Genomic DNA, 22,656 nt, shown 5'->3' on the forward strand with positions numbered 1-22,656 from the left:
AAAAGGTGATAGTACGTAAAATAGAGGCTCTTTTCATTACTACCTATAAAAATATTTAAAAAGCAACAAAGTATTAGAAAGGAACCAATAAAAAGAAGCTAATTAAGTTAGATATAAATATTAACTCAATTAGCTATTTTAATTATTGGTTAAACTTTAAATTGTTCAATTAATGATTGCAGCTCTTCTGCCATTCCTGTAAGAGCTTTAGCTGCCGAATTAATCTCTTCCATTGATGCTAGTTGTTCTTCAGTTGTTGCTGCTACCTCTTCAGATGTTGCTAAGCTCTCTTTTGCAATGATTGATAATTCATTCGCAGATGCACTTACCTCTTGTACCGCAGCAGACATTTGTTGAACTGTTGCTGTAACTTCTTCAATTTGTGGAGTCATTTGATTCATTCTATTCATGATAAAACCAAATTTCTCTGATGTTTCCGTTGAGATTACCAGACCCTCTTCAGCATTTTTAGATACTTTACTCATAATATCAACTGATTTATTTGTATCTTCTTGAACACTTTTAATCAGCAAGGCAATTTGGCCTGCAGATTGTTGAGATTGTTCAGCTAATTTTCTAACCTCATCTGCAACAACAGCAAATCCTTTACCATGCTCTCCAGCTCTTGCTGCTTCTATAGCAGCATTTAATGCTAAAAGGTTTGTTTGATCAGCAATCTGTGAAATCGCATCCAGAATTTTCCCAATTTCATTTGATCGTTCTGAAAGAGATTGTATTACTTTGTTAGATTCTAAAACAGAAGAATGAATAAACTTCATTTGTTCTAGATTATTTTTTACATATTTTTCGCCTTCTATAGCTTCAAGCGCAGTTTCTTGCGCCATATCAGACACCTGTGTTGAGCTACTCGATATATTTAAGATTCCTTGCAGTACTTCTTCTAATGAAGAATTATTTGCTTCTATCTTAGCAGTTTGATTTTCTGCACCACTTGCAACTTGTTGAACAGCTGCAGAAACTTGCTGAGTACCAGCTGTTGTTTGATTCGCACTTGCAATAAGCTCTTCAGAAGAAGCACTTACACGCTCTGAAGAAGTTTGCAAGCTCAAAATCACAGAGCGTAAATTATTTACCATTCTTTGAAAGCTCTTTGATAACTGACCTATTTCATCTCCTGAAGATACATCTATTTCTTCTGTTAAGTCTCCATCACTAATTCTTTCTGCAGAGACAACAAGTGCACGAATTGGTAGTAAGATCGTTCTGATAATAATAAAGACAACAAGCCCACCTATAATAAGAAAGCTAATAATAACAGTTAATGTTTTTATAAAAATACTTTCAGCAGCCTTAGAGAATTCCTTTGAATACATTGTACCTGCTATTTTCCATCCTGTAGCTTCATTTGTAGTAAATTGCATTTCTTTGTCTGCACCATCAAATTCATATAAAAAATGACCATTGTCACTTTCAAATAGATTACTAATCCATTTTCCAGTTTCTTTTTGTCCTTGTTTTGTAGGATGAACAAGATACGTTTCTGTGTTGTCTATTATTGTTACATAGCCTTCATCGCCCACTTTTACTTGTTCTGTTAGCTGACTTAATGCAGCAATATTTATGTCTACTGCAATAACACCTGATCGATCATCTAAAGTTTTTGCAATAGTAACAGAAGTTTCATTTGTACTTGCATCTATATAAGGATCTGTGATGATCACTTCTCCTTTTCTTTCCATTGCTAATTCATACCATGGTCGATTGGTTGGATCATAATCATCAGGTAATTGAGTATACGGAGCAATAATCATGTCTCCCTCTGCTGTACCAATATAAATAGTCTGTGCCTCGGTCTTTGTTTGAATATACTGATTAAATTTCGCTACTATATTTCTTTTGTCTTCTTCAGTAATTGTTGTATTAGGAGTTTTGGCAGATTGTGCAAAATAGTTTATATCTTCTTGTATTGGCTCTAGTTGTGTATTTAGAGAAGTATTTATTAATTGAACACTTTCTCTAGCAGTTTGCAACATGCTTTTTTCAATTTCCGTTTTGGCAGACTGATAAGATATAAGTCCAATTGATATGCTAGGCAACAATAAAACAACAGCAAATGCAATAATTAGTTTCATCCTTATGGTTAATTTTTTGTTTAAACCAATTAAGTTGTTAAAATGGTTTCTAATAGCTTTCAAAGCTTTTTTCCATCTACTGTTCATTAATTTCTCCTCCAAGGTGCTCTTTCTTTAATTTCTTTTTAAATTTGTTTATGTAACCTAAAGATGGCCGCCAAAACATATTTACATAATTAGACACCAGTACATTATTAATGAGCGTTATCTAGGTACTAGTTACTACTCAGCCACATAACATTTTAGTCATAAAAACCAAACAAACTTACAAATACCATAACGTATAACAATTCATGCTGAAGCTAGGTTAGATAAATCAAATTAAATATGTAAAGCGTTAGTCCTATTTTACTACTTATACAACTAAATTAAAATAACTTATTTTATATTCAAAATTTTCAGGAAACCTTAATAATTGGATACATAATGCTCAAAAACATTAAATTTTATTTTACTAAGAAAATTTACACATTAAAAAATACACATATTCCCATTACGAAACATGCGCATATTTAATATGATATCTTTTATCCTTTTGCAATTTCCTCGTAAAGATCTTTCAAGGATTCACACCCGATATCTTTCAATTTTTTTACGTAGCGACTCCATAACTCTGCTGTTAATTTGGCATCATATAGCGCATGATGCCTTCCAAATATAGGAATACCATTATACTCACAACACTCATCAAGTGTAACTAGTTTACATCCAGGATCTGCCATTCTATATAAAAAAGACATATCAACAAGACGATGTTTAAAAGGTGCACGATATAACTTCCAAGAAGCGTGTTGCAGGAAGTTTTTTTCATGATTAGCATGATGTGCGACAAGTGTGAAATCTTCAACAAAACGGAAAAATTGAAACAAAACTTCTGATAATGGTGGAGCATCTTTTAGATCTTCATTTGATAAACCTGTTAAAGATGTGATTTCATCTTTTAATGGTTTCTCACATTTAACTAATGAATAAAAACTATCTTCTTCTTTAATTACTTCACCTTTTACTTTAATCGCACCAATTGATATGATTTGATCTCCTTGATCAGGATAAAAACCAGTTGTTTCAATATCAAAAACAATTACATTTAAATCAGAAAGTGGGATATTTAATGTTTCTTCAACACGCATCTCCCTTTGTAACTGTCGCAAATAGGCGACTTGTTGCTGACTTTGTGAAGCACCTAATTTACCTTTCATGAAGAAAAATGGGTCTAATGTCATCGAAAACACCCTTTATCGATTATCCTTTGTACAAATTGATGCAACTTCTTCCCATCCCTTAAAATATCCTTGATCTCTCTTTTTTCTTGTTTAGTTAATTTTTTCACATTCAGATAATGAACATCATCATATGCTTCTGCATTTGAATACAATAGAGATCTGTATTTCAGTAATTTATCAAAGTTATCTCTATAGTGTGAAAGTTCATTATAGCAACTATTAATTTCACATAGCTTATTTATCCTCTGTAATGTAGAAGTTTCATTTAAACCTTCTTTTATAGCTAAAAGTCTAATAGCGTTAACATATGGTAAGAAAGCTGTTTTTTTCAAATCAATACAACCCTCGTATTGTCCTATAGGCTCAACATATATTTGACCGAGTGGCCCCACCGAATTTTTAATATGCTGAATATTATCCATGAAACGTTGCAGTAATTCTTTGTTATTATTTAAATAGTCAAATATAGTACACTTTAAATCAGTTATTAAAGGATTATCTCCTAGTATACTTCTTGAATCATAGAAAATTTGCAAATATCGAATAGATTCCCAACTTTTATCATCCATCCAATTTATAAGTTGTTTTTTCCATTCAGTTAATGATTTACACCATAATGGATTAGAGCTCATAACTTTTCCTTCACAAAATGGATAACCAATTTCATTGAGACCTTTGGAAAGCTCATCTCCTAGCTTCTTAAAATAATTAAGTGCATGTTCAGAATCCTCTTTATATACAATTCCATGATCTTGATCACTGATAAGACCTTGTTCATTTCGTCCTCCACTCCCCATAACAAACCATGAGTAGTCACAAGGGGGACGACCAGTTTCTTTTTCAAGGTGAAAGAGTGCTAGCTTGCTAGCACTCTTCATCATTTGGTCATGAAATTCGTTTAATTTTTGAGTATCTAACTCATATTGATGAATATAGGTCTCTTTATATTTTTTAATAGAATGATAAGAATCGAAATCATCTTGCATGAAAGACACTTCCTCACATTTCTTCAAAATGAGCGTTCTAGACCATGCATTTGATTATGAGCTAACATTTTGATTTTTAGCTTCAAATACTTCTGGATAACCATAGCTACCATGTTCACTCATATCTAAGCCCATTACTTCTTCTTCCTCAGTTACACGAAGTCCATTCATTACCTTTTTAGCAATAGCAAGTATAACGAATGATACAACAAATGCGTATAGACCTGAAACTGCCACTCCCATAAATTGTACGCCTAATTGATCAAATCCGCCACCATAGAATAATCCTGGCTTACCAACTGTTGCAAGTTCTGGTGTTGCAAAGAAACCTGTAGATAAAGTTCCCCAAATACCTGCAACACCATGTACAGATAAAGCAAAGATCGGGTCGTCAATTTTACGTTTTTCAAAGAATCTAGCACTATAGAACACTAACATTCCTGCGATAAACCCAATAACAACCGCTGCCCAGGTATCAACAAAAGCACAAGATGCTGTGATTGCTACAAGTCCTGCCAAAGCACCGTTTAGCATTGTTGGAATATCAGACTTACCTAATACCATCCAAGAAATAATAAGTGCTGCTACCGCTCCTGCACCTGCTGCTAAGTTCGTGTTTAAAGCAACAAATCCAAAGAATCCATCATCAACTGCTACCGTACTACCAGCATTAAATCCAAACCAACCAACCCATAAAATTAAAACCCCTAAAGCTGTAAACACTTGGTTATGACCTTGAATATTGTTAGCTGAGCCATCTTTATTATATTTTCCAATACGTGGTTTTAGAAGGATTGTTGCAGCAAATGCTGCCATTGCACCTGTTAAATGAACAACTGTTGAGCCAGCAAAATCTTGTTTACCATGTTCTGCTAACCATCCACCACCCCAAATCCAATGTGCAATAACTGGATAAATAAGAGCTGAGAATAAAACCGTAAATACTAGATACACCGAAAGTTTTGCACGTTCTGCAAATCCACCTAAAGCGATTGTAATAGCAATTCCTGCGAAGGCACATTGGAAAACGAAGAATACCGCTGTTGAAAAGCTAGCTCCTTCTGCTTGCTCTCCTGAGTAAAAGAAATCTGTTAATCCTACGAAAAAGTTACCATTTCCTCCAAAAGTAAAGGCGTAACCTACTGCCCAGTAAACTAATGATGCAAGACCAACAGTGAAAATTGTTTTACCAGCAATATGACCCGCATTTTTCATTCTAGTTGAACCTGCTTCAAGTAAAATAAATCCACCTAACATAAATATAACTAAGATTGCACTTAACATGATCCAAAGACTGTTCATTAAAAATAAAGTATCTTCCATTACATTTCCCCCTCGTAAGTTATATGACTTGTGATGTTAGAAAACATAACATCTTGTTCTTAAGTACTATTCTATACGAATTTCATAAAGTGTCAACCCGTTTTTATAAGTTTCTGATAATTCCATGTTAGATTTTCTAACATACTATGATAAAACCCTGATATATCTCTATTTAGAGTACGTTCATTAACAAGTAAAAAGACACCATTTTATGATATAGAGCCTTGTTTATGAGAAAAATCTTAAAAAGTAATAAAAATAGACATAAGCAAATCAAACAAAAGTACTATTTAAAAAACGAATGCCTGTAAAGTTTTTCAGAGCCATAAATAAAAAAACAGACCAAATCGATTTGTGAATTGGTCTGTTTTATTCCGGCTTACAGCTTCCTTTACCAAAGGAAACAAGCAACTCCACTATCTACTAAAAAGCAATGTTGTATTATTTAAATGTGTTTGATTTTAGCTTCTTAATTTTTATTTCTTCATTAAAATCTTTTAAAATCGAAAAACTCATAGCAATCAATACAAAGGTTAATGGAAATGCACTGACTATTATTGCTGTTTGCATGGCACCAAGTCCTCCAGAAAGCATTAAAACTATTGCTGATGCAGATAGATAGATACCCCAAACCACTTTAACGAACTGCGGTGGATTTAAATTCCCATGAGCTGTTTGCATCCCTAAAACAAAAGTGGCTGAATCCGCTGAAGTCACAAAGAAAGTCGTTATTAGCATGAGAGTAACGATAATTAATAAACCTGTTAACGGTAGCTGTTGGTATACAAAGAACAATACAGTCTCGAGACTTTGTTCACTTACGTTAAGTCCTTCGAAAAATTCAAAGTAAATGCCTGTCCCACCGAACACAGCAAACCAAAATGCACAAACTAATGTAGGAATGACTAATACCGCAACCATAAATTCCCTTACAGTTCTCCCTTTCGAAACACGCGCGATAAATGTTCCAACAAAAGGTGCCCAAGCGATCCACCATGCCCAATAAAATATTGTCCACCCCTGTATCCAGGATGCATTATTTTCATTGAAAGGAGCAAGCCTCAAGCCCATACTCGGTAAGTTTTGTATATAACTTCCTAATGTTGTTGTAAATAAATCTAATAGAAAACCAGTCGGACCAATAAATAGGAAAACAATTAATAAAACAACAGCCAATATCATATTTGCATTACTTAAATATCTTATACCCTTTTGAATACCTGTGCTTGCTGAAATGATAAATAAAACTGTAACTACAGAAATAATAATCAATTGAACAGTGAAATTATTTGGTATATTAGAAATATAACTTAATCCACTATTAATTTGTGCAGCACCCAGTCCTAGTGAAGCTGCCACTCCAAAAATGGTTGCAAATACAGCAATTACATCTACTACAGTTCCTATAGCACCTGATGCTCTTGAACCTAATAATGGTGTTAATGTAATACTCATTAATCCTGGTAGCTGTTTTCTAAACTTATAATATGCTAACACAAGTGCTATTACAGCATATATTGCCCATGCATGAAAACCCCAATGCAAATAAGTATAACGTAAAGCAATCTTTGCTGCTTCACCAGTTCCACCTTCCCCTATAGGTGGATTTGCAAAGTGAGAAACAGGTTCAGATACACCAAAGAACAATAAACCAATTCCCATACCTGCACTAAACAGCATCGCAAACCAAGTTGAACGTTTAAATTCTGGTTCATCATGATCAGCTCCCAATTTTATTTTGCCATACTTACTAAATATAAGGAAAATGGCAAACAACAAGAAAAATGTTGCTGCTAATTGATAAAACCAACCAAAATTACTTAAAAAGAACACATTCGCTTTATTCATAACAGCTTCTAACCGATCAGGCGCTATTACCCCCCACCCAACAAAAAGTGTAGCAAGCACGATCGAAATCCAAAAAACCTTTGAGACCTTTTTCATATACCTTGCTCCTCTTTAAACGAATAATTAATAAGTCGAACAATTCACTTGAAATTAGTCTGCTTAAAGAAAGTGAAGTTTATGCTAAATACTTAGAATCTAAACAAAAGATTCTTTCTGAAAGAAAACATGCTCCGCTTTTATTTCATCTGTAATAGTAAGAATCCCATATGAACAATATTCCTGTTTCCTTTTATCAGTTGCTGAACCAGGGTTAAATAGAAGGGTATTATTTATGTATTTATGAATAGGAATGTGAGAGTGACCAAATAAAATACAATCAACTTGATTTCCATCGAATGCAGATAAAGCTCTTTTTTCAGTTGTTTTAGATTTTCCATGACCATGAATAATACCAATTCGCTTTTCATTTATTGTGATAATTTTCTTACTCGGAAGCACTTCTACTAAATCAGAGCTATCTACATTACCGTATACACCTTCAACTTTCCCTAAACGCTTTAAATCATTATATACTTCTATTGTTTGCCAATCTCCAACATGTATGATTAAATCAGCACTTTCACATTCTTCTTTAACTATATCGGGTAATTTTTTAGCTCTTTTTGGAATATGAGTATCACCTAAAACGATTATTTTCATAATAACCTCCATTATATTTGGATTATTTACTATAAACAGATATAATATGAGTGCTTCTAGTGATTAAACCACTAATCAAATAAAGCTAGTACATAATAAAGCAAAACGTTTTATGTATTCTTTGTTAATGCTTGATACTTGAATTCCATTTCTCAAATAGGGAAAGGATTTACCCACTAGAAAATCAGCTTCTGGCTTTAAAATAGCCATTTATTAAAAAAAATGCAACAAAGAAAAGAGGAATAAAAGATGAATGTTATTGAATCAAAAATCGAAAAGTTACAAGATCCATTCGGCATTTTAACAGGTGATCGTTACGAAATCTTCCTAACATTAGAGTTAGATGAGGATGATGAATTATATAGTGAGCACGGGGTTGTACTAAAACTTATATATGTTATTGATGAAAACCAAACAAAAATCGTTCAATATGATTTTACTGAAAAAGTAACCGATCGCTATTTAGATTTCGCTCTTGAGGAAGAAGAAGAAACGGAAATTAAGGAAATCTGTCAGCAACTTGTTGATAGTAACTAATTCTAAACAAAAAACAAAAACCAGAGGCATATACCATAAATCGCCCTCTGGTTTTTTATTATGATTTCTAAGACCTTACTTAAAGAGAAGTACACTGGAGTAACAGCATCTCTTGTCACCTAAAAGTAAAATATTAAACAGCTTTTTTCTGATTAAAAAACTTCCTGGATAAGAATAATCTTTTTGAATTAGGTTCTTGTTTTACAATTGAGATAATTTGTAGTATTACATATAAAAATGAACCTCTTTTATATGCGATATATCTCGGACTCCACTCTGTCGCAAACTTCGCTTTATAATTTCTTAATCCTTTGAAATTATAAAACCTACACCCATTTAAAAAGGCATAACGAGCTACTTTCTCCTTTAACGATGCGTTTTCTTCTACTCCCACATTTGATAAAGGTGATAAACCAAGACTACATGAAGAGTAACCTGAATTTTTTGCCCATATGAATGTTGAAATAAATACCATATCCATCGCACCAGCAGGGCTATCATTTGTATACCTCATAAGGTCAATGCTTAAAGTAGCGTTTTCTTGATAGTTTGATGGAAGACTCGCAAATGCGATTAGCCTTTTGTTTGTGTCTCTTAATAAAGATACAGGAAAAAGGGAAATATATTCCTCCGAAAAAGAACTAACCGAAAAACTTTTCTCCTTCCTTCCATTAAGCCACTCATCAGAAACTTTTCTTAATTCTTGTAATAACTCTTTACTAAATGGCGGAGAAACCACTTCAAAGTGATATCCCTCACGATTAAATTTATTTAGAGTTGTTCTAAATTTGCCTGATTTCTTTCCTTCAATTGTAAATTGATCTAAACTTACTTTTGCTTCTTCACCTATTTTAAAAAGTTTGTATCCTTTTTCTGTAAATGTAGATAAAAACTTCTCAGTTACTTGATAAAATACCGGAGTTTTCCCTTCTGTTTTAGCAAACAATAAAAATTCATCAAGCCCATTTTTAAGTTTGTTTTCTGAACCAATAGGATCTCCTAAAACATAAAGGCGGCTTCCTTTTTGTCTATATGAAAGAAGTACTGATTTATTATTAGCGATAAATAATTGTTTATCTTGAAGAAACGTAAGATGTGATAAAGTGTTTCCTCCAAATCTTTTTAATAACCATAATACAAAAGAAACATTGAAACTGTTTTCCTCTTCTTGTTTATACAAATACAAATAGGTTATTAAGGTGAATAAAATTAAAACAAATAAAAATAAGAAAATAATTGCATTTAACAATAATCTAAATCCCTCCTTATTTTCCCTCTATAAAAGATAACATAATATATAGTTCTAGAGTATAGTTTTTAATTAGTAGATTTAACTATTTAAGTTCTATACTTGAATAATTTGAACAAAACTTCACAGTTTATACCTTTTAAAAATGATTTTTCATTGACATGTTTTTCATAAAAAAACTTCGTAGTAGACTTCAGTTACAGCCAGGTACATTTCCGGTAGAAAATAAGTTCCTGGGAGAAAAAATTAACCGAGCCCACCTACCACATTTTTAAAAAAACTTTTTTTCTTCTCCGCCTACTTCTCCCCTTTTCATAGCCTTTATGAAAAATATAATTTATGGATAACTCGATGTAAAATGGGTATCTTATGAATAGATCAGTAGTTTGAATAAAAAATCACTACTTGAAAGTGTAACTACAATAAATATCCGTATATCGAAAGGAGAAATAAAATATGAATGTTAATAGAGCAAAGGAAATTGCCCAAATGGGAGAAATGGTAAATGTACAATATGGAGGAGAATCTATATACATACAATCAGTAAACGAGACACAAGAAACAGCAAGGATTTTCCCAATAAATAATCCACAGGCAGAACAAAGCGTCCCAGTAGCTAATTTAATAGAAAGTTAAATAAATTAGATGTAAACTAAGATAGCTCTCACTATTTCCTTGATTAAATTAATGTCTAATCACGCTTGATTTTTAAAAAACTTCAGCAAAGCTGTATTTTTATTAAAAAAGACTAACTATACATATAGTCAGTCTTTTGTATGCTTATTATAATTTCACAACGTCTTCTGCTTGAGGGCCACGGTTTCCTTCAACTATGTTGAATTCAACTTTTTGACCTTCTTCTAACGTTTTAAAACCATCACCTGAAATAGCGCTGAAATGAACAAATACATCGTTTCCTTCTGCAACTTCGATAAATCCGAAACCTTTTTCTGAGTTAAACCATTTTACAGTACCTGTCGTTTTCATAAATGAAACCTCCAAAGATTTTTTAATATGTTACTGCATTTAAAAAATTCACATAATATAGAGAATATCAAGATACGGAGTAGATACTCTTTATAATATGTGAATTATATAGCTCCATATCTGTTAATAGAAAATAAAAACTTATGTTAATCATTTATATTCTACTTCATTTATAATTATATTATTGAAATTGCAAAGCCCAAAACAACGAAAGCCCTACCTCTCTCTCGTCCTTACGGCTCCAAGACCGCGCCAGTGTGAATTGATTGAACGAATCTGTTATGACATAAAATTATATGTTAAACCTACATTTCTATCATCCACAAAGCACTATTAAAAAGTTATATTAAATAAGCACTAATTACAACTATATAGAAATAGTTTACAAAAGTCAACAACAGAATCCTTTTTCTGTAAAAAACTTTACCTTTAGATCATTTTCTTGGATCATTGATTCGCTGAATAAACAATAATAAACTAAATGAAACAATGATGATAGAAAATACCCATAACCATGCAAGACCCATTTTACCACTATCAATTGCAACAAATATAGCAGTTGAAACAGTCTGTGTTTTACCTGGAATGTTTCCCGCAAACATTAACGTCGCACCAAACTCACCTAAGGATCTAGTAAAACTTAAAACAAAACCTGATATTATGTAATTTATTGAAAGTGGTAATGTTATTTTAAAAAATACTGCTATTTCATTAGCTCCATCTACTCTTGCTGCTTCTTCTATATTTATATCTATATGCTTAAACCCTGCTTTCGTCATTTGATACATAAGTGGGAAGGATACAACTATTGCTGCAATTAACCCTGCCCACCAAGTAAATATGACTGTACTATTAAATATAGATTCAATCATTTGACCAATTGGACTATTCGCCCCAAAGATTATAATTAAGATAAAGCCTATTACAGAAGGAGGCAAAACTAAAGGTAAAAGAAGTAATGTTTCAAGAAGCATTTTACCTTTAAATACATTTTTAGCCATATAGTTCGCTATTACAGTACCTATTACCATCACAATAATACTTGCAATACTAGCTATTTTTATTGATAAAAGAATAGGATCCCAAAAATCGTTTATCATATTTACTCCTCATTCATCATATCAAACCCATGCTTTTCAAAAACACCCAATGCTTCTTCTGTTTGTAAAAAATCACTAAACTCTATAGCAGCATCAATTTCTTTTGTTGACTCTGTGACACCAACAGGATAGATAATAGGGGAATGTAAGGAATCATCAAAAGTAAAGATGTTGTTCACCTTATCTGTAATAAAAGCATCTGTTTTATACACTATTCCTGCTTGTACATTCCCTGTCTCAACATAAGATAACACTTGTCTTACATCTTTTGCGTAGATGATACTTCCTGCAATTGATTCCCATTTCCCAAGATTTATTAAAGCTTCTTTTGCATACAAACCTGCTGGGACAGTTTCAGGTAATCCTATCGCAAAAGTATCTGATTTCATTGCTTCAGCAAATGAATCAATATCAGAACTAGAAGATGATATTACCACTAGCTTATTTTTCAATAATGGAACAACTGAGTTTTCTCTAATTTTTTTATTTTTAACTAATTTAGCAAATTCCTCATTATTAGCAGAGAGAAACACATCTACTGGTGCACCTTGCTCAATCTGCTTGCTTAAAGTCCCTGAAGAAGCTAAATTCAATTGTATATCGATATTATTTGTTTCTTCAAACAGAAGTACAACTTCTTCCATTGCATCCTTTAAACTAACTGCAGCTGATACTGTTAGTTCAGTTTTGGTGGTTTCATTATGTGATGGAGAACAACCAGATAATAATGATAGCAAAATTAAAAAAGTAAAAACCTTCAATTTATCCACCGCTTACTGGTGGAATAAACGCCACAACATCTCCAGACGCAACATTATCCTCATCAAGAGCATATTCTTCATTAAGAGCAACCATTACATGAGCTAAAGAACCTAAATTGAATTTCTCACTAACATACTCCTTTATCTCCATAACTGAAATTGAATCTTTTTCAATTACAATCATTTCACTTCCTACTTTTTCTTGCAGATGAGCAAATAATAATACTTTAATCATTCTTTTCCCTCCAAAGGAGTTCCGTTTGGATAAGGTGTTTTTTCAAGCTGATCACCTATCCACTCTTGTCCATCCTCCCAAATTTCCTTCTTCCAGATCGGTACAATTTGTTTAATCCTTTCAATCGCATACTCATTTGCTTCATATGCATCTTTTCGATGTGGTGTTGAAACTGCAATGACAACCGCAATTTCACTTATTTCTAATTTTCCTACCCGATGGGAAATCGCTACTTTTGACATCTCCCATCTTTCATTTATCTCTATGCCAATTTGTTCAAGCATTTTCACTGCCATTTTTGTGTAAGCTTGATATTCTAATGATAAAGTTCGTTTACCATGAGTGAATTCTCTTACTGTACCTATAAATGTAGTAACAGCTCCTGCTTCGTTCCTAATAACTTTATTTGCTATTTCCTCTACAGAGATTGGCTTATCAACAATCTCAAACAATGATTTAGTCAATTGTTTCACCTGCTTTTTTCGTTAGTAACCATGTTATACACTCTTTTTGGTTTGTAAACACTTTATAATGATTCGTAAACGTTTGTGGAAGAGTAAAGCTTGCAATTAGACAGTATATATTATCTATCATCATTAGCATAGGTAGATCATCTTCAGATCGTAGTAATACAACCTTTGGAAAAGATTCAAGCTTATACCCTTCGATAATAATGACATCAAGCTCGAAGGACTTATAAATAGCAATTAATTGGGACAAATTTAAATGTAGATTATTAGAGGTTAACATAAGCGTACCATTTCCTTCTACTAAAGAAACACTCGCTCCTGCCCTTCTATGCTTACCCGTATCTTTATGTTCATCATAGTTCAGTAGAGGTGTATTGTGTCCATGATGCTTTATTGTCCCCACTTTAAGGTTATATTTAACAGATTCCTTTATATAATCAACCACAAATGTCGTTTTTCCACTATTTTGATATCCGACTACTTGAAGGACTCTGCCCAAGGTTTATCACTTCCCGTTTGGTCGTCAATAAGCAACACATCTACTTTATCACCTGCTTGATATCCCCTTGTCCCACCTGGCAATGTAATAAGAGAATCTGCTTCTGCAAGAGATGTTACAACATTAGATTTATCCAATCCTACGGGTGATGCCTTTACTTTACCATCACTAAATTCTAGCTTACCTCTTACAAATCTAGTAAATGGATTTGGTTTTAAGAAATCTTTTCCTAATTCTGCTTTTACCATTTGAAGATGAGGACGTTTGGATCTTAAAAAGTGGCGAATAATCGGACGCACTAAAAGTTCAAATCCAACATAACATGCTGATGGGTTACCAGAGAGCCCAAATAACAATTTACCATCAATTTCAGCAACTGTTGTCACACTTCCTGGTCTCATAGCTATTTTATTATATAAAACATTAGCACCTAACCTTTTATAGATTTCAGGTAAATAGTCAAAATCGCCAACAGATACACCTCCTGTAGTGATTAGAAAATCTACTTTATCTAATGATTGTTTAACAGCTTGTAAGCATGATTCTAAATCATCCGGTAGCTTTCCTAAGTATAATGGTTCAGCACCGCTTCTTTTTACTTGAGCCTCAACCATATAAGAATTACTATTTCTAATTTTCCCAGGAACTAGTTGCTCTCCAACATCTAACAACTCACTACCAGTGGCAATAATTCCGACTTTTGGTTTCTTTGAAACTGTAACCAACTCATAGCCAAAGGTAGCTAAAAGGGCTATAATTCCTGGTGTTATTTTTGTTCCTTTTTTCACCAAGATACTACCCTCCTGAGTATCCTCACCTCTAAAAGAAACATTATCACCTTCTTTAAAAGATCTTTTCAACATCATGTATGTTGTACCAGATTTATTTATTACCTTCGCTAACTCAAGCATAACAACTGCATCACTTCCACTTGGCATTTGGGCTCCAGTCATAATTCTCACTGCTTGATTTTCACTCAGCGACTGCTCACTAACACTACCAGCACCAATTTCATCGATGACCTCAAATTCCACAGGGTTTTCTGCACTCGCTAATTTAGTATCTTTAGAACGAACAGCAAAACCATCATATGGTGATCTGTCAAACGGTGGCACAGGATGATCAGCAACTAAATCTTCTGCTAAAAACCTATCTATACTATCATGAATGGATATTTTCTCACATTCACCAATAGTCGAGTATTTCATCACTTCCTCAATAGCCAGCTTTACTGGTAATGGTTTTCTCTTTTCTAACATATAATCACTCCTATCTATAAAAGCTCCACTTTATGTAATGTATTTAATCATTATTTAGAAGTTTATGATAATCACTTTGTGTGTTTATATTACTAAAAACTTCTTGATTTATCATTAAATCTTGTTCATTCACATAGCAAACATCAATTAAATCTAATAAATTCGTTAATTTTAATTGATTTGTTAATAGCTGATTTTCAATTTCCGGAAAAATTGAAATGTGATAAACAGCTACTAATGGTTGGACCCTTCCAGAAATTTTGGGAATAACTGCCTTAATATGATTACTTCTGAACTTTAATAAATTTTCCAAAGTCTTCGACGTTATCTGAGGAATATCACATGATAAAACAATATACCACTCAGCTTGCTCCTTCTTCATCGCTGTATAAATCCCTGCGAGAGGTCCTTTACCTTTAAATACCGATTCATCCTCATATACACTAACACTGTTTTCTCGTTTAAATCGATCAATATATACTGATTGACTTATAATAATATTCGCATCAGTAACTTTCTCTATTGCTTGATAAGAGATTTCCCAAAAATATTGATTTTTATATGTCGCAAATGCTTTAGGTTGACCAAATCTTCTTGATTCTCCACCAGCCAGAAGGACTCCTAATGTATTATACAATTTCGCTACTCCTATCTCTATCATTTAAATTAGTTCTTTGTTTTTTATTCTACTATCCTCTCGTACAAAAAAATAGCGATAAGGATTTTCCCACTAAAAAAGCCAGTTACAAATATTTGTAACTGACTTTTCACGTAAACCTTTTAAAAAAAGGCTGTTTCCGTAAACTTTATTGTTTCTAGAATCTTAAGGGAAGATCTTTTAGTTGCATCAGCTAATATTACACACCATACCTTTATCCAATAAAACAACAGTTCTACCAGATTAAGACGTCAACAATCGATAATTTTTCAAAAAAGCACCTCTAAAATTAAAACATCATTCAGGGTTTTCAAGCTCTGTAAGCACACGGTTTACACGCTTTTCTAGCATCTTCATTCCACTTCCACCTGCTTGAAAATGACGGAGTCTTCCTTCTTTATCAAATACATAATAAGCAGGAACATATTGATTTTCAAAAGCATCTGTAAGCTTATGTTCACTATCTACAAAAATAGCTTGGGTAATATCATGCTCAGCTGCAACCCTTTTAATTTCATCGATGTTTAAATCATCTTCTGAACGAGGCATATGTACAGCAATAACATTTAATTTATCATGATATTGATCACGGAACTCATTTACTTGAGGCATTGCTTCCTTACATAAATGACAACTAATCGACCAAAAGTGGAAAAGGGTTGGTTTTTCACCTATTAACTGTTCTTTTGTCACCTCACTATTTAACCAGTCTGTTGCTCCTGATAACTCTGGCATTTGCTCACGTAGCTTCATATAATAAGACCTCCTTAAAGTAGTTTTATTTTATTAGGAACTAACCAAAACCCTCTATACTTCATTTAGATTAAGTTAATTTTCTTTAAAAATGGCTCTGTTAAACTTTGTTGTTGATTTCCGTTACAGGCATTCGCTTTCCGCGGGCGGTCCGGGAGTCTCCTCGGCGCAAGCGCCTGTGGGGTCTCCCTTTGACACGCTTCTCTAAGCAGGAGTCTCATGCCTTTCACTCCAATCAACAAAGTGTTGAAAATTCAACATTAACCTTTAACATAGCCTTAAAAATTAAAGTGTAGTTTGACCAGGCTTCCAGTTTGCTGGACAAAGTCCACCCGTTTGAAGTGCTTGCAATACACGTAATGTTTCATCAACATCACGACCTATATTGTTATGATTTACAACTGAATATTGTAGCTCTCCTTCTGGATTAATAATAAATAATCCTCGAAGAGCTACCCCTTCTTCCTCAATTAAAACTCCATATTCACGAGATACACTGTGATTGGTATCAGCAGCAAGTGAATAATTCAAATCACCAAGTCCATTATCTTTGCGATCAGTTTTAATCCAAGCTAAATGAGTGTGTATTGTATCTGTTGATACACCAATAACCTCTGCATCTAAATCATCAAATTCCTCATACCGATCAGAAAGAGCAGTAATTTCTGTAGGGCATACGAAAGTGAAATCCATTGGATAGAAAAAAAGAACTGTCCATTTGTCATTTTTCATATTTTCTTCTAAACTTACTTTACCAAATTCTTTATTTGCTAAAACTGCTTCCATTTCAAATCTAGGAGCTTGTTTACCTACCATACGTTCTGCCATAATATATTCCTCCAATTTTAATTTCGAATAATTAGGATTAATTAAGTCTAGATTAAAGAATCATATGTACACATTTAATAGTGAAACATTATAAAATTATAGTAAATCCATGGAAATAAGTTATCAAATTTCAAACATAAGATCCACATCTACTATTTACTATTTATCACAAATTCATTCATGATAAATTCTTACTAAGTAGATAATTATCTATTCATAACCTTCTTTCAGATTATTGCAATTTATAATATATCCTTTCACTATCCATTTTAAAGGATCTTATCTCAAAGATTGTTATTTTTATTCCTTGCATACTTAACAGTTTGTGATTATTGGAAGCAAAGGGTGCGTAACTCCTCCAGGAAAGCCTGGTCCTATAGCAAATTAGTCTCCTAAAACTTTTATATAGCAACAACGTTTGTTGCTAGAGTACCTACTTATCTAGATTTCCCAAAAAACATTTTTAAAACAAATTAAGCTAAAATCCTTCATTTTTGTACAAAATATGTTTAACATTGTGTAAGAAGGGTATAAATATTTTGTTCTTTTCTTTCAAAATCTAGAGCGTAAAAACTTGCATAATTACGTACTTAAGGAAAAGACTCTCTATGTCGAGAAAGGATGTTATGAAATGGAGTTTTTAGAAAATATTAACTGGTCAGCTCTTATGACCAGCGCAGGAATTATCATTTTAAAATTAATTGGAATCATCATCGTGTTTTTAATTGTGAAAGCAGTTGGAAATAAGGTTATTAAGAAAATGTTTGATCGAATCCAACAGAGAGATAATATTTCTCCTGGGAGATCATTAACTTTACAAAGTCTCTCTTTAAATGTATTTTCTTATGTGTTAATTTTCATTTTTGTAGTCATGGTATTTCAAGTTTTTGAGTATGATGCAACTGCTTTATTAGCTGGAGCTGGTGTTATAGGACTAGCAATCGGATTTGGAGCACAAGGACTTGTTAGTGATGTTGTAACTGGTTTTTTCCTCCTTCTTGAAAAACAAATTGACGTTGGAGATTATGTAACAGTCGCTGGATTTGATGGAATAGTCGAGCAGGTGGGTTTACGCACAACTCAAATACGCGGCTTCGATGGTACACTTCATTATGTGCCTAACAGAGAAATTACGAATGTAAGCAATCATTCTCGTGGAAATATGAGAGCACTTGTTGATATTGGTATATCCTACGATGACAATATCGATAAGGCCATTGCGATCTTGCAAAGTGTGTGTGATCAAATTGCAGCTGAAGACGAAAATATTGTTGACGGGCCAAATGTTTTAGGTGTTCAAGCTTTAGGATCCTCTGATGTTGTCATTAGAGTTCTTGCGAAAACTGAGAATATGCAACAATGGGCAGTAGAACGTAAGCTTCGTAAAGCAATGAAAGAAGCATTTGATGCTAATGGAATTGAAATTCCTTTTCCACATCAAGTTTATATTGAAAAGAAATCTGAGTAAAAATAAGTAGCTATAATTCAAACAGTTAAAAAAGAGGCTGGGACATAAATAAAGAAATCATTCAAAAAGACGAATAACCCTAAATTCAGTTAAGTTGAAAGAAACAATTTCGTTCCATTGCGCTGCAGACATAAGATTCGCCGGGGAGGAAGCTAAGCCTCCTCGGCACCCGCAGGAGTCAAATGTCTTCCGCTCCATTACACTAGTTCTTAAAAATAGTATGCAAAATCAAAAAACATTGAAGATTGCAAGTAAAAACCCGAACTATTAGGCGAATGTTTAATTGACATATCACCTATTAATTCGGGTTTTTCATTAGCTTAAATACTTATGTCCCATCCTCTTTTTTGCTTAGATATTAGCGATTAATTCTGTTTTCAACTTGCTCGCATACTTCGTTAGCAGATAAACCACTTGCTTGAATAACAGATCCCGCGGTTACTGCATTCGTAATACCCATTACATTTTGATCTTGTCCTGTAATGACACAGCAATCGCAACCTTTTGCATCACTTTCGTTATTTAACTGGACAACATCGTAGCCTTTTTCTTGTAAAGCAGCTGTTACATCTGATAACGATTGTTCGACACCGATTTTTGGCATTATTCATCCACCTCCTATATGTATTGTGTACAGGGGCAGATAAAATATACTTAAATTTTTGGCACTGCTAAACTTTGTTTTTGATTTATGGCATGGAGATTCAACTTTTGCTTTGGTCTCATATCTTGCACTCAAATAAACAAAGTACTAGAAAACAACTTCATTTAGCGTTATCATAACTAATTATTTGCTTTAAAAGATATATACTTACTCATTGCTTCCACAGCAACCTCGATTGCTGTTTCATCAGGTTGTAGCTTTGCATGATGGAGACCGTATGAAGATTGTACACCTAACCAAAACATAAACCCTGGAATTTGATCAACCATATAACCAAAATCCTCACCTGTCATCGCTTCTCTGCATTCATTTACTTCAAAATTTGTTGAATCACTTACAAAGTTCATAAATTCTACCGTTAAGTCCTCATGATTATAAACTTGATGATACATTGAGCCATAATCTATGATTGCTTTACATGAATAGCCAATTTCAACCCCATGTACTATTGCTTCGATTCTTTCTTTAACTTTATTCATAGATTCAACTGATAAGGTACGAATAGTGCCTTCTAATCTTGCATTCTCAGCAATTATATTTTGAACTGTTCCCCCTGTTATTTTACCAATCGTAATCACAGCACTATCTAATGGATCTACATTGCGCGAAACAATTGATTGTAATTGAGTGACTAAAGAGCAAGCGGCAACAACCATATCATTGGTTGTATGAGGATATGCAGCATGTCCGCCTTTTCCCTTTAAATCAATAAATAACTCAGATGTGTTTGCAAATAACAATCCAGGTTTTGTAGCAATTGTACCTACAGGTAGCTCAGGAGAAATGTGAAGTGCTGTTATCAAATCAGGCTTCCACATCTTAGCTACATCACTATTTAGCATAGGTTCAGCCCCACCAGGTCCTTCTTCTGCAGGCTGGAACAAAAATAAAATATGATCTTGAACAGGATTCAAAACAAAATGTGATAATAAACCTATGGCAATTGTCATATGAAAATCGTGTCCGCACGCATGCATAAAACCCGGATGCTCTGATTGAAAGTTATAATCAGTCTCTTCTATTATAGGCAAACCATCAATATCTGCTCTATAACCGATTGTTTTCTTAGGGCTTGTTCCTTTCACTAAAGCAAAAATCCCAGTCTTCCATGTTTTTACTTCTACACGATCTTCTGGAAACTGTTTAAGTAAATTTAATAAATACTGCTGTGTCTTAAATTCTTGGAAGCCAATCTCTGGAATTCGATGTAGATCCCTTCTAATTTGAATCAAATGATCTCTATCCATTATCCACTCTCCTCTATATATACAAAGACGTGGATTTTCATCCACGCCTTTAAGGTATTATAATTGTCTAAGCTCTTGCATAATTTCTGTTTTAGATTTTGTTTTAGCATCAATGTCTTTGATTTTACGTGCAGGTGCACCCGTTACTACAGTAAAAGGCTCTACATCTTTAGTTACAATTGCCCCAGCTCCAACAACTGCACCTTTTCCTACTGTAACTCCTTCTAAAACAACAACATTTGCTCCAATTACTACATCATCTTCAATAACAACAGGCTTAGCAGAAGGTGGCTCAATTACACCTGCTAGAACTGATCCAGCACCAATATGGCAATTTTTACCTACAGTTGCACGACCACCAAGAACAACATTCATATCTATCATTGTCCCTTCACCGATAACACTACCGATATTAATAGAAGCGCCCATCATAATTACTGCATTATCACCAATTTCCACTTGATCACGGATAATTGCACCCGGCTCAATACGTGCTTTAATACCTTTAAGATCAAGTAATGGAATTGCTGAATTGCGACGGTCATTTTCAACTACATAATCCTCAATTTTTTCTTTATTAGCTTCTAGAGCTTCTGAGATTTCAGACCATTCACCAAACACTACTCCAGTGTTTCCAGTTAGAAATGTTTGTGTTGATTCACCGAAATTCACACCCTCAAGATTACCTTTTACGTATACTTTTACAGGTGTAGATTTTTTACTGTTTTGTATAAATGAGATAATCTCATTTGCATCCATCATTTTCATATGTATTTTCCTCCTAAACTAGAATTATTATAATTTGTCATTCTTTACTCTATCAAAGGATAACAGCGTTGACAAGCGTTCTTGATTATTTTTTTAAATGGTTTTATAAAATAAGACAAAAACCTTATTGATTATATTCCTTAACAACTTCTAAAAAGGCTTTTACTTGTTTTAATTGAAAGGAAGATTCAAAACCTAACAACCATGTATCACGTTCAATTTGATTGCCTTCTTCATCAAGTAATGGAATTTTATAAACATCCTCCTGTTCTTCTTGCAACGTGACGGAAGGTAAAATAGCGTATCCGATTCCATTTAACGCCATTTGTTTGCATGTTTCTATTTGATCCACTACTATCGTTCTTTTAGGTGAAGTTTGAAATTGACGATGCCACCAATCCTGAATTTCTTGATAGTAGGAAGAATCACTTTTGAATTGAATAAAAGGTCTTTCTGTATCGAGCACATCTTCAATTTTTTGGATTTCAGTATCAACTAAATATAGTGTATCTGTTAATAAATGCTGCTTCATTCCCTTCCATTCTGGGTTACCTCTTATAATACCGATATGCACGTGATCTTCATACATGCTTCTTAGTATTTCACTACTCCAGCCAGTTATGAGTGATATTTTTGCATGAGGATACTTTTGTACATATTTTTTCAATACCTCTGGTAACCAGTGTTGCCCAATAATAGAAGCAACAGCAAGTTTTAAGGTTCCATGCACCTCACCTTCAAGCTCTAGTATCTCGTCTTTCACTCTTTCTTCTTTCAGCACTACTTCCTTAGCATATGTTATTACTTTTTCACCAGCTGGAGTTAACGTTAGACCTTTTTGAGAACGAAGAAATATTGGAAAACCCCAAGATTTCTCAATTGTTTGCAGTCTTTGAGATAATGCAGGCTGTGAAACGAATAAACGTTCCGCAGCTCTTCTCATATTCATTTCCTCTGATAACACAACCAAAATACGAAGTTCAGATGTTTGCATAATATAC

At 33.4% G+C, this 22,656-nt stretch carries 24 protein-coding genes; 3 read left to right on the forward strand and 21 right to left on the reverse strand.

Annotated elements, in window-relative coordinates:
• Positions 1–149: 149 nt before the first annotated feature.
• From JOC75_RS07315 to JOC75_RS07340, 6 genes are all read right to left on the reverse strand, one after another.
• Complete coding sequence (locus tag JOC75_RS07315) at positions 150–2,180, reverse strand: methyl-accepting chemotaxis protein (protein WP_204953353.1); 2,031 nt, start codon at positions 2,178–2,180, stop codon at positions 150–152.
• A gap of 440 nt (positions 2,181–2,620) precedes the next feature.
• On the reverse strand, positions 2,621–3,316 hold the full coding sequence (locus JOC75_RS07320; protein ID WP_204953354.1) for an exonuclease domain-containing protein: 696 nt from the start codon (positions 3,314–3,316) through the stop codon (positions 2,621–2,623).
• Positions 3,313–4,302: a DUF294 nucleotidyltransferase-like domain-containing protein gene (locus JOC75_RS07325; protein ID WP_204953355.1), complete on the reverse strand. Its 990-nt coding sequence runs from the start codon at positions 4,300–4,302 to the stop codon at positions 3,313–3,315. Before JOC75_RS07325 ends, JOC75_RS07320 begins: the two co-directional genes overlap by 4 nt.
• 54 nt (positions 4,303–4,356) lie before the next feature.
• Entirely contained in the window at positions 4,357–5,625 is a 1,269-nt protein-coding gene (locus JOC75_RS07330; protein ID WP_146946997.1) for an ammonium transporter, read from the reverse strand.
• A 441-nt stretch (positions 5,626–6,066) separates the two neighbouring features.
• On the reverse strand, positions 6,067–7,569 hold the full coding sequence (locus JOC75_RS07335) for a glycine betaine uptake BCCT transporter (RefSeq protein ID WP_204953356.1): 1,503 nt from the start codon (positions 7,567–7,569) through the stop codon (positions 6,067–6,069).
• A gap of 99 nt (positions 7,570–7,668) precedes the next feature.
• Positions 7,669–8,172, reverse strand: coding sequence for a metallophosphoesterase family protein (locus tag JOC75_RS07340; RefSeq protein WP_204953357.1), 504 nt, complete (start codon positions 8,170–8,172; stop codon positions 7,669–7,671).
• A 249-nt stretch (positions 8,173–8,421) separates the two neighbouring features.
• Here JOC75_RS07340 and JOC75_RS07345 point away from each other — a divergent pair, with 249 nt between their 5' ends.
• On the forward strand, positions 8,422–8,709 hold the full coding sequence (locus JOC75_RS07345) for a DUF6509 family protein (protein ID WP_204953358.1): 288 nt from the start codon (positions 8,422–8,424) through the stop codon (positions 8,707–8,709).
• Positions 8,710–8,842: 133 nt separating this feature from the next.
• On the opposite strand, the gene JOC75_RS07350 is transcribed toward JOC75_RS07345, so the two are convergent.
• Complete coding sequence (locus JOC75_RS07350) at positions 8,843–9,958, reverse strand: phosphatidylglycerol lysyltransferase domain-containing protein (RefSeq protein ID WP_204953359.1); 1,116 nt, start codon at positions 9,956–9,958, stop codon at positions 8,843–8,845.
• A gap of 456 nt (positions 9,959–10,414) precedes the next feature.
• Here JOC75_RS07350 and JOC75_RS07355 point away from each other — a divergent pair, with 456 nt between their 5' ends.
• Positions 10,415–10,594 carry an H-type small acid-soluble spore protein gene (locus tag JOC75_RS07355; RefSeq protein ID WP_204953360.1) on the forward strand — a complete coding sequence of 60 codons (180 nt, stop codon included), beginning with the start codon at positions 10,415–10,417 and terminating at the stop codon, positions 10,592–10,594.
• Positions 10,595–10,741: 147 nt separating this feature from the next.
• Here the strand turns inward: JOC75_RS07355 and JOC75_RS07360 are convergent, their stop codons facing one another.
• The 10 genes from JOC75_RS07360 to JOC75_RS07405 all read right to left on the reverse strand — a co-directional run bounded on the left by JOC75_RS07360 (position 10,742) and on the right by JOC75_RS07405 (position 17,508).
• Positions 10,742–10,945 carry a cold-shock protein gene (locus JOC75_RS07360; protein ID WP_204953361.1) on the reverse strand — a complete coding sequence of 68 codons (204 nt, stop codon included), beginning with the start codon at positions 10,943–10,945 and terminating at the stop codon, positions 10,742–10,744.
• Between the two features lie 434 nt (positions 10,946–11,379).
• Positions 11,380–12,045 (reverse strand): molybdate ABC transporter permease subunit, encoded by a 666-nt coding sequence (gene modB / locus JOC75_RS07365; protein ID WP_204953362.1) that lies wholly within the window; start codon positions 12,043–12,045, stop codon positions 11,380–11,382.
• Between the two features lie 2 nt (positions 12,046–12,047).
• Positions 12,048–12,806: a molybdate ABC transporter substrate-binding protein gene (gene modA / locus JOC75_RS07370; RefSeq protein WP_239589306.1), complete on the reverse strand. Its 759-nt coding sequence runs from the start codon at positions 12,804–12,806 to the stop codon at positions 12,048–12,050.
• Between the two features lies 1 nt (position 12,807).
• Complete coding sequence (moaD, locus tag JOC75_RS07375) at positions 12,808–13,041, reverse strand: molybdopterin converting factor subunit 1 (RefSeq protein WP_204953363.1); 234 nt, start codon at positions 13,039–13,041, stop codon at positions 12,808–12,810.
• Positions 13,038–13,505 (reverse strand): molybdenum cofactor biosynthesis protein MoaE, encoded by a 468-nt coding sequence (locus JOC75_RS07380; RefSeq protein ID WP_204953364.1) that lies wholly within the window; start codon positions 13,503–13,505, stop codon positions 13,038–13,040. Before JOC75_RS07380 ends, moaD begins: the two co-directional genes overlap by 4 nt.
• On the reverse strand, positions 13,498–14,010 hold the full coding sequence (gene mobB, locus JOC75_RS07385) for a molybdopterin-guanine dinucleotide biosynthesis protein B (protein ID WP_204953365.1): 513 nt from the start codon (positions 14,008–14,010) through the stop codon (positions 13,498–13,500). The genes JOC75_RS07380 and mobB overlap by 8 nt, the downstream gene beginning before the upstream one ends.
• Entirely contained in the window at positions 13,989–15,269 is a 1,281-nt protein-coding gene (locus JOC75_RS07390; RefSeq protein WP_204953366.1) for a molybdopterin molybdotransferase MoeA, read from the reverse strand. The genes mobB and JOC75_RS07390 overlap by 22 nt, the downstream gene beginning before the upstream one ends.
• Before the next feature lie 43 nt (positions 15,270–15,312).
• Positions 15,313–15,906, reverse strand: coding sequence for a molybdenum cofactor guanylyltransferase (locus tag JOC75_RS07395; RefSeq protein ID WP_204953367.1), 594 nt, complete (start codon positions 15,904–15,906; stop codon positions 15,313–15,315).
• Positions 15,907–16,224: 318 nt separating this feature from the next.
• Positions 16,225–16,680: a TlpA family protein disulfide reductase gene (locus JOC75_RS07400; RefSeq protein WP_204953368.1), complete on the reverse strand. Its 456-nt coding sequence runs from the start codon at positions 16,678–16,680 to the stop codon at positions 16,225–16,227.
• 285 nt (positions 16,681–16,965) lie between these two features.
• Positions 16,966–17,508, reverse strand: a complete 543-nt coding sequence (locus JOC75_RS07405) for a peroxiredoxin (RefSeq protein WP_204953369.1) — start codon at positions 17,506–17,508, stop codon at positions 16,966–16,968.
• Positions 17,509–18,139: 631 nt separating this feature from the next.
• Between JOC75_RS07405 and JOC75_RS07410 the strand changes: the two genes are divergently transcribed.
• Complete coding sequence (locus JOC75_RS07410; protein WP_204953370.1) at positions 18,140–18,976, forward strand: mechanosensitive ion channel family protein; 837 nt, start codon at positions 18,140–18,142, stop codon at positions 18,974–18,976.
• Between the two features lie 358 nt (positions 18,977–19,334).
• On the opposite strand, the gene JOC75_RS07415 is transcribed toward JOC75_RS07410, so the two are convergent.
• The 4 genes from JOC75_RS07415 to JOC75_RS07430 all read right to left on the reverse strand — a co-directional run bounded on the left by JOC75_RS07415 (position 19,335) and on the right by JOC75_RS07430 (position 22,649).
• Positions 19,335–19,580, reverse strand: a complete 246-nt coding sequence (locus JOC75_RS07415; RefSeq protein ID WP_146947031.1) for a YkuS family protein — start codon at positions 19,578–19,580, stop codon at positions 19,335–19,337.
• 179 nt (positions 19,581–19,759) lie between these two features.
• Positions 19,760–20,887, reverse strand: coding sequence for an N-acetyldiaminopimelate deacetylase (locus tag JOC75_RS07420; RefSeq protein WP_204953371.1), 1,128 nt, complete (start codon positions 20,885–20,887; stop codon positions 19,760–19,762).
• A 57-nt stretch (positions 20,888–20,944) separates the two neighbouring features.
• The gene (gene dapD, locus JOC75_RS07425) at positions 20,945–21,655 is read right to left on the reverse strand and encodes a 2,3,4,5-tetrahydropyridine-2,6-dicarboxylate N-acetyltransferase (protein WP_204953372.1); all 711 of its coding nucleotides are present in this window, start codon (positions 21,653–21,655) and stop codon (positions 20,945–20,947) included.
• 124 nt (positions 21,656–21,779) lie between these two features.
• On the reverse strand, positions 21,780–22,649 hold the full coding sequence (locus JOC75_RS07430; RefSeq protein WP_204953373.1) for a LysR family transcriptional regulator: 870 nt from the start codon (positions 22,647–22,649) through the stop codon (positions 21,780–21,782).
• Between the last annotated feature and the right edge of the window lie 7 nt (positions 22,650–22,656).

It is taken from the genome of Metabacillus crassostreae (genome assembly GCF_016908395.1).
Classification (GTDB): Bacteria; Bacillota; Bacilli; order Bacillales; family Bacillaceae; genus Metabacillus; species Metabacillus crassostreae.

What these genes read in the sequence shown, in the direction of transcription:
- JOC75_RS07315 (WP_204953353.1), bottom strand. Translation starts at nt 2,180, where the DNA reads ATGAACAGTAGATGGAAAAAAGCTTTGAAAGCTATTAGAAACCATTTT.
- JOC75_RS07320 (WP_204953354.1), bottom strand. Translation starts at nt 3,316, where the DNA reads ATGACATTAGACCCATTTTTCTTCATGAAAGGTAAATTAGGTGCTTCA.
- JOC75_RS07325 (WP_204953355.1), bottom strand. Translation starts at nt 4,302, where the DNA reads ATGCAAGATGATTTCGATTCTTATCATTCTATTAAAAAATATAAAGAG.
- JOC75_RS07330 (WP_146946997.1), bottom strand. Translation starts at nt 5,625, where the DNA reads ATGGAAGATACTTTATTTTTAATGAACAGTCTTTGGATCATGTTAAGT.
- JOC75_RS07335 (WP_204953356.1), bottom strand. Translation starts at nt 7,569, where the DNA reads ATGAAAAAGGTCTCAAAGGTTTTTTGGATTTCGATCGTGCTTGCTACA.
- JOC75_RS07340 (WP_204953357.1), bottom strand. Translation starts at nt 8,172, where the DNA reads ATGAAAATAATCGTTTTAGGTGATACTCATATTCCAAAAAGAGCTAAA.
- JOC75_RS07345 (WP_204953358.1), top strand. Translation starts at nt 8,422, where the DNA reads ATGAATGTTATTGAATCAAAAATCGAAAAGTTACAAGATCCATTCGGC.
- JOC75_RS07355 (WP_204953360.1), top strand. Translation starts at nt 10,415, where the DNA reads ATGAATGTTAATAGAGCAAAGGAAATTGCCCAAATGGGAGAAATGGTA.
- JOC75_RS07360 (WP_204953361.1), bottom strand. Translation starts at nt 10,945, where the DNA reads ATGAAAACGACAGGTACTGTAAAATGGTTTAACTCAGAAAAAGGTTTC.
- modB (WP_204953362.1), bottom strand. Translation starts at nt 12,045, where the DNA reads ATGATAAACGATTTTTGGGATCCTATTCTTTTATCAATAAAAATAGCT.
- moaD (WP_204953363.1), bottom strand. Translation starts at nt 13,041, where the DNA reads ATGATTAAAGTATTATTATTTGCTCATCTGCAAGAAAAAGTAGGAAGT.
- JOC75_RS07390 (WP_204953366.1), bottom strand. Translation starts at nt 15,269, where the DNA reads ATGTTAGAAAAGAGAAAACCATTACCAGTAAAGCTGGCTATTGAGGAA.
- JOC75_RS07400 (WP_204953368.1), bottom strand. Translation starts at nt 16,680, where the DNA reads ATGAAGCTACGTGAGCAAATGCCAGAGTTATCAGGAGCAACAGACTGG.
- JOC75_RS07405 (WP_204953369.1), bottom strand. Translation starts at nt 17,508, where the DNA reads ATGGCAGAACGTATGGTAGGTAAACAAGCTCCTAGATTTGAAATGGAA.
- JOC75_RS07410 (WP_204953370.1), top strand. Translation starts at nt 18,140, where the DNA reads ATGGAGTTTTTAGAAAATATTAACTGGTCAGCTCTTATGACCAGCGCA.
- JOC75_RS07415 (WP_146947031.1), bottom strand. Translation starts at nt 19,580, where the DNA reads ATGCCAAAAATCGGTGTCGAACAATCGTTATCAGATGTAACAGCTGCT.
- JOC75_RS07420 (WP_204953371.1), bottom strand. Translation starts at nt 20,887, where the DNA reads ATGGATAGAGATCATTTGATTCAAATTAGAAGGGATCTACATCGAATT.
- dapD (WP_204953372.1), bottom strand. Translation starts at nt 21,655, where the DNA reads ATGAAAATGATGGATGCAAATGAGATTATCTCATTTATACAAAACAGT.
- JOC75_RS07430 (WP_204953373.1), bottom strand. Translation starts at nt 22,649, where the DNA reads ATGCAAACATCTGAACTTCGTATTTTGGTTGTGTTATCAGAGGAAATG.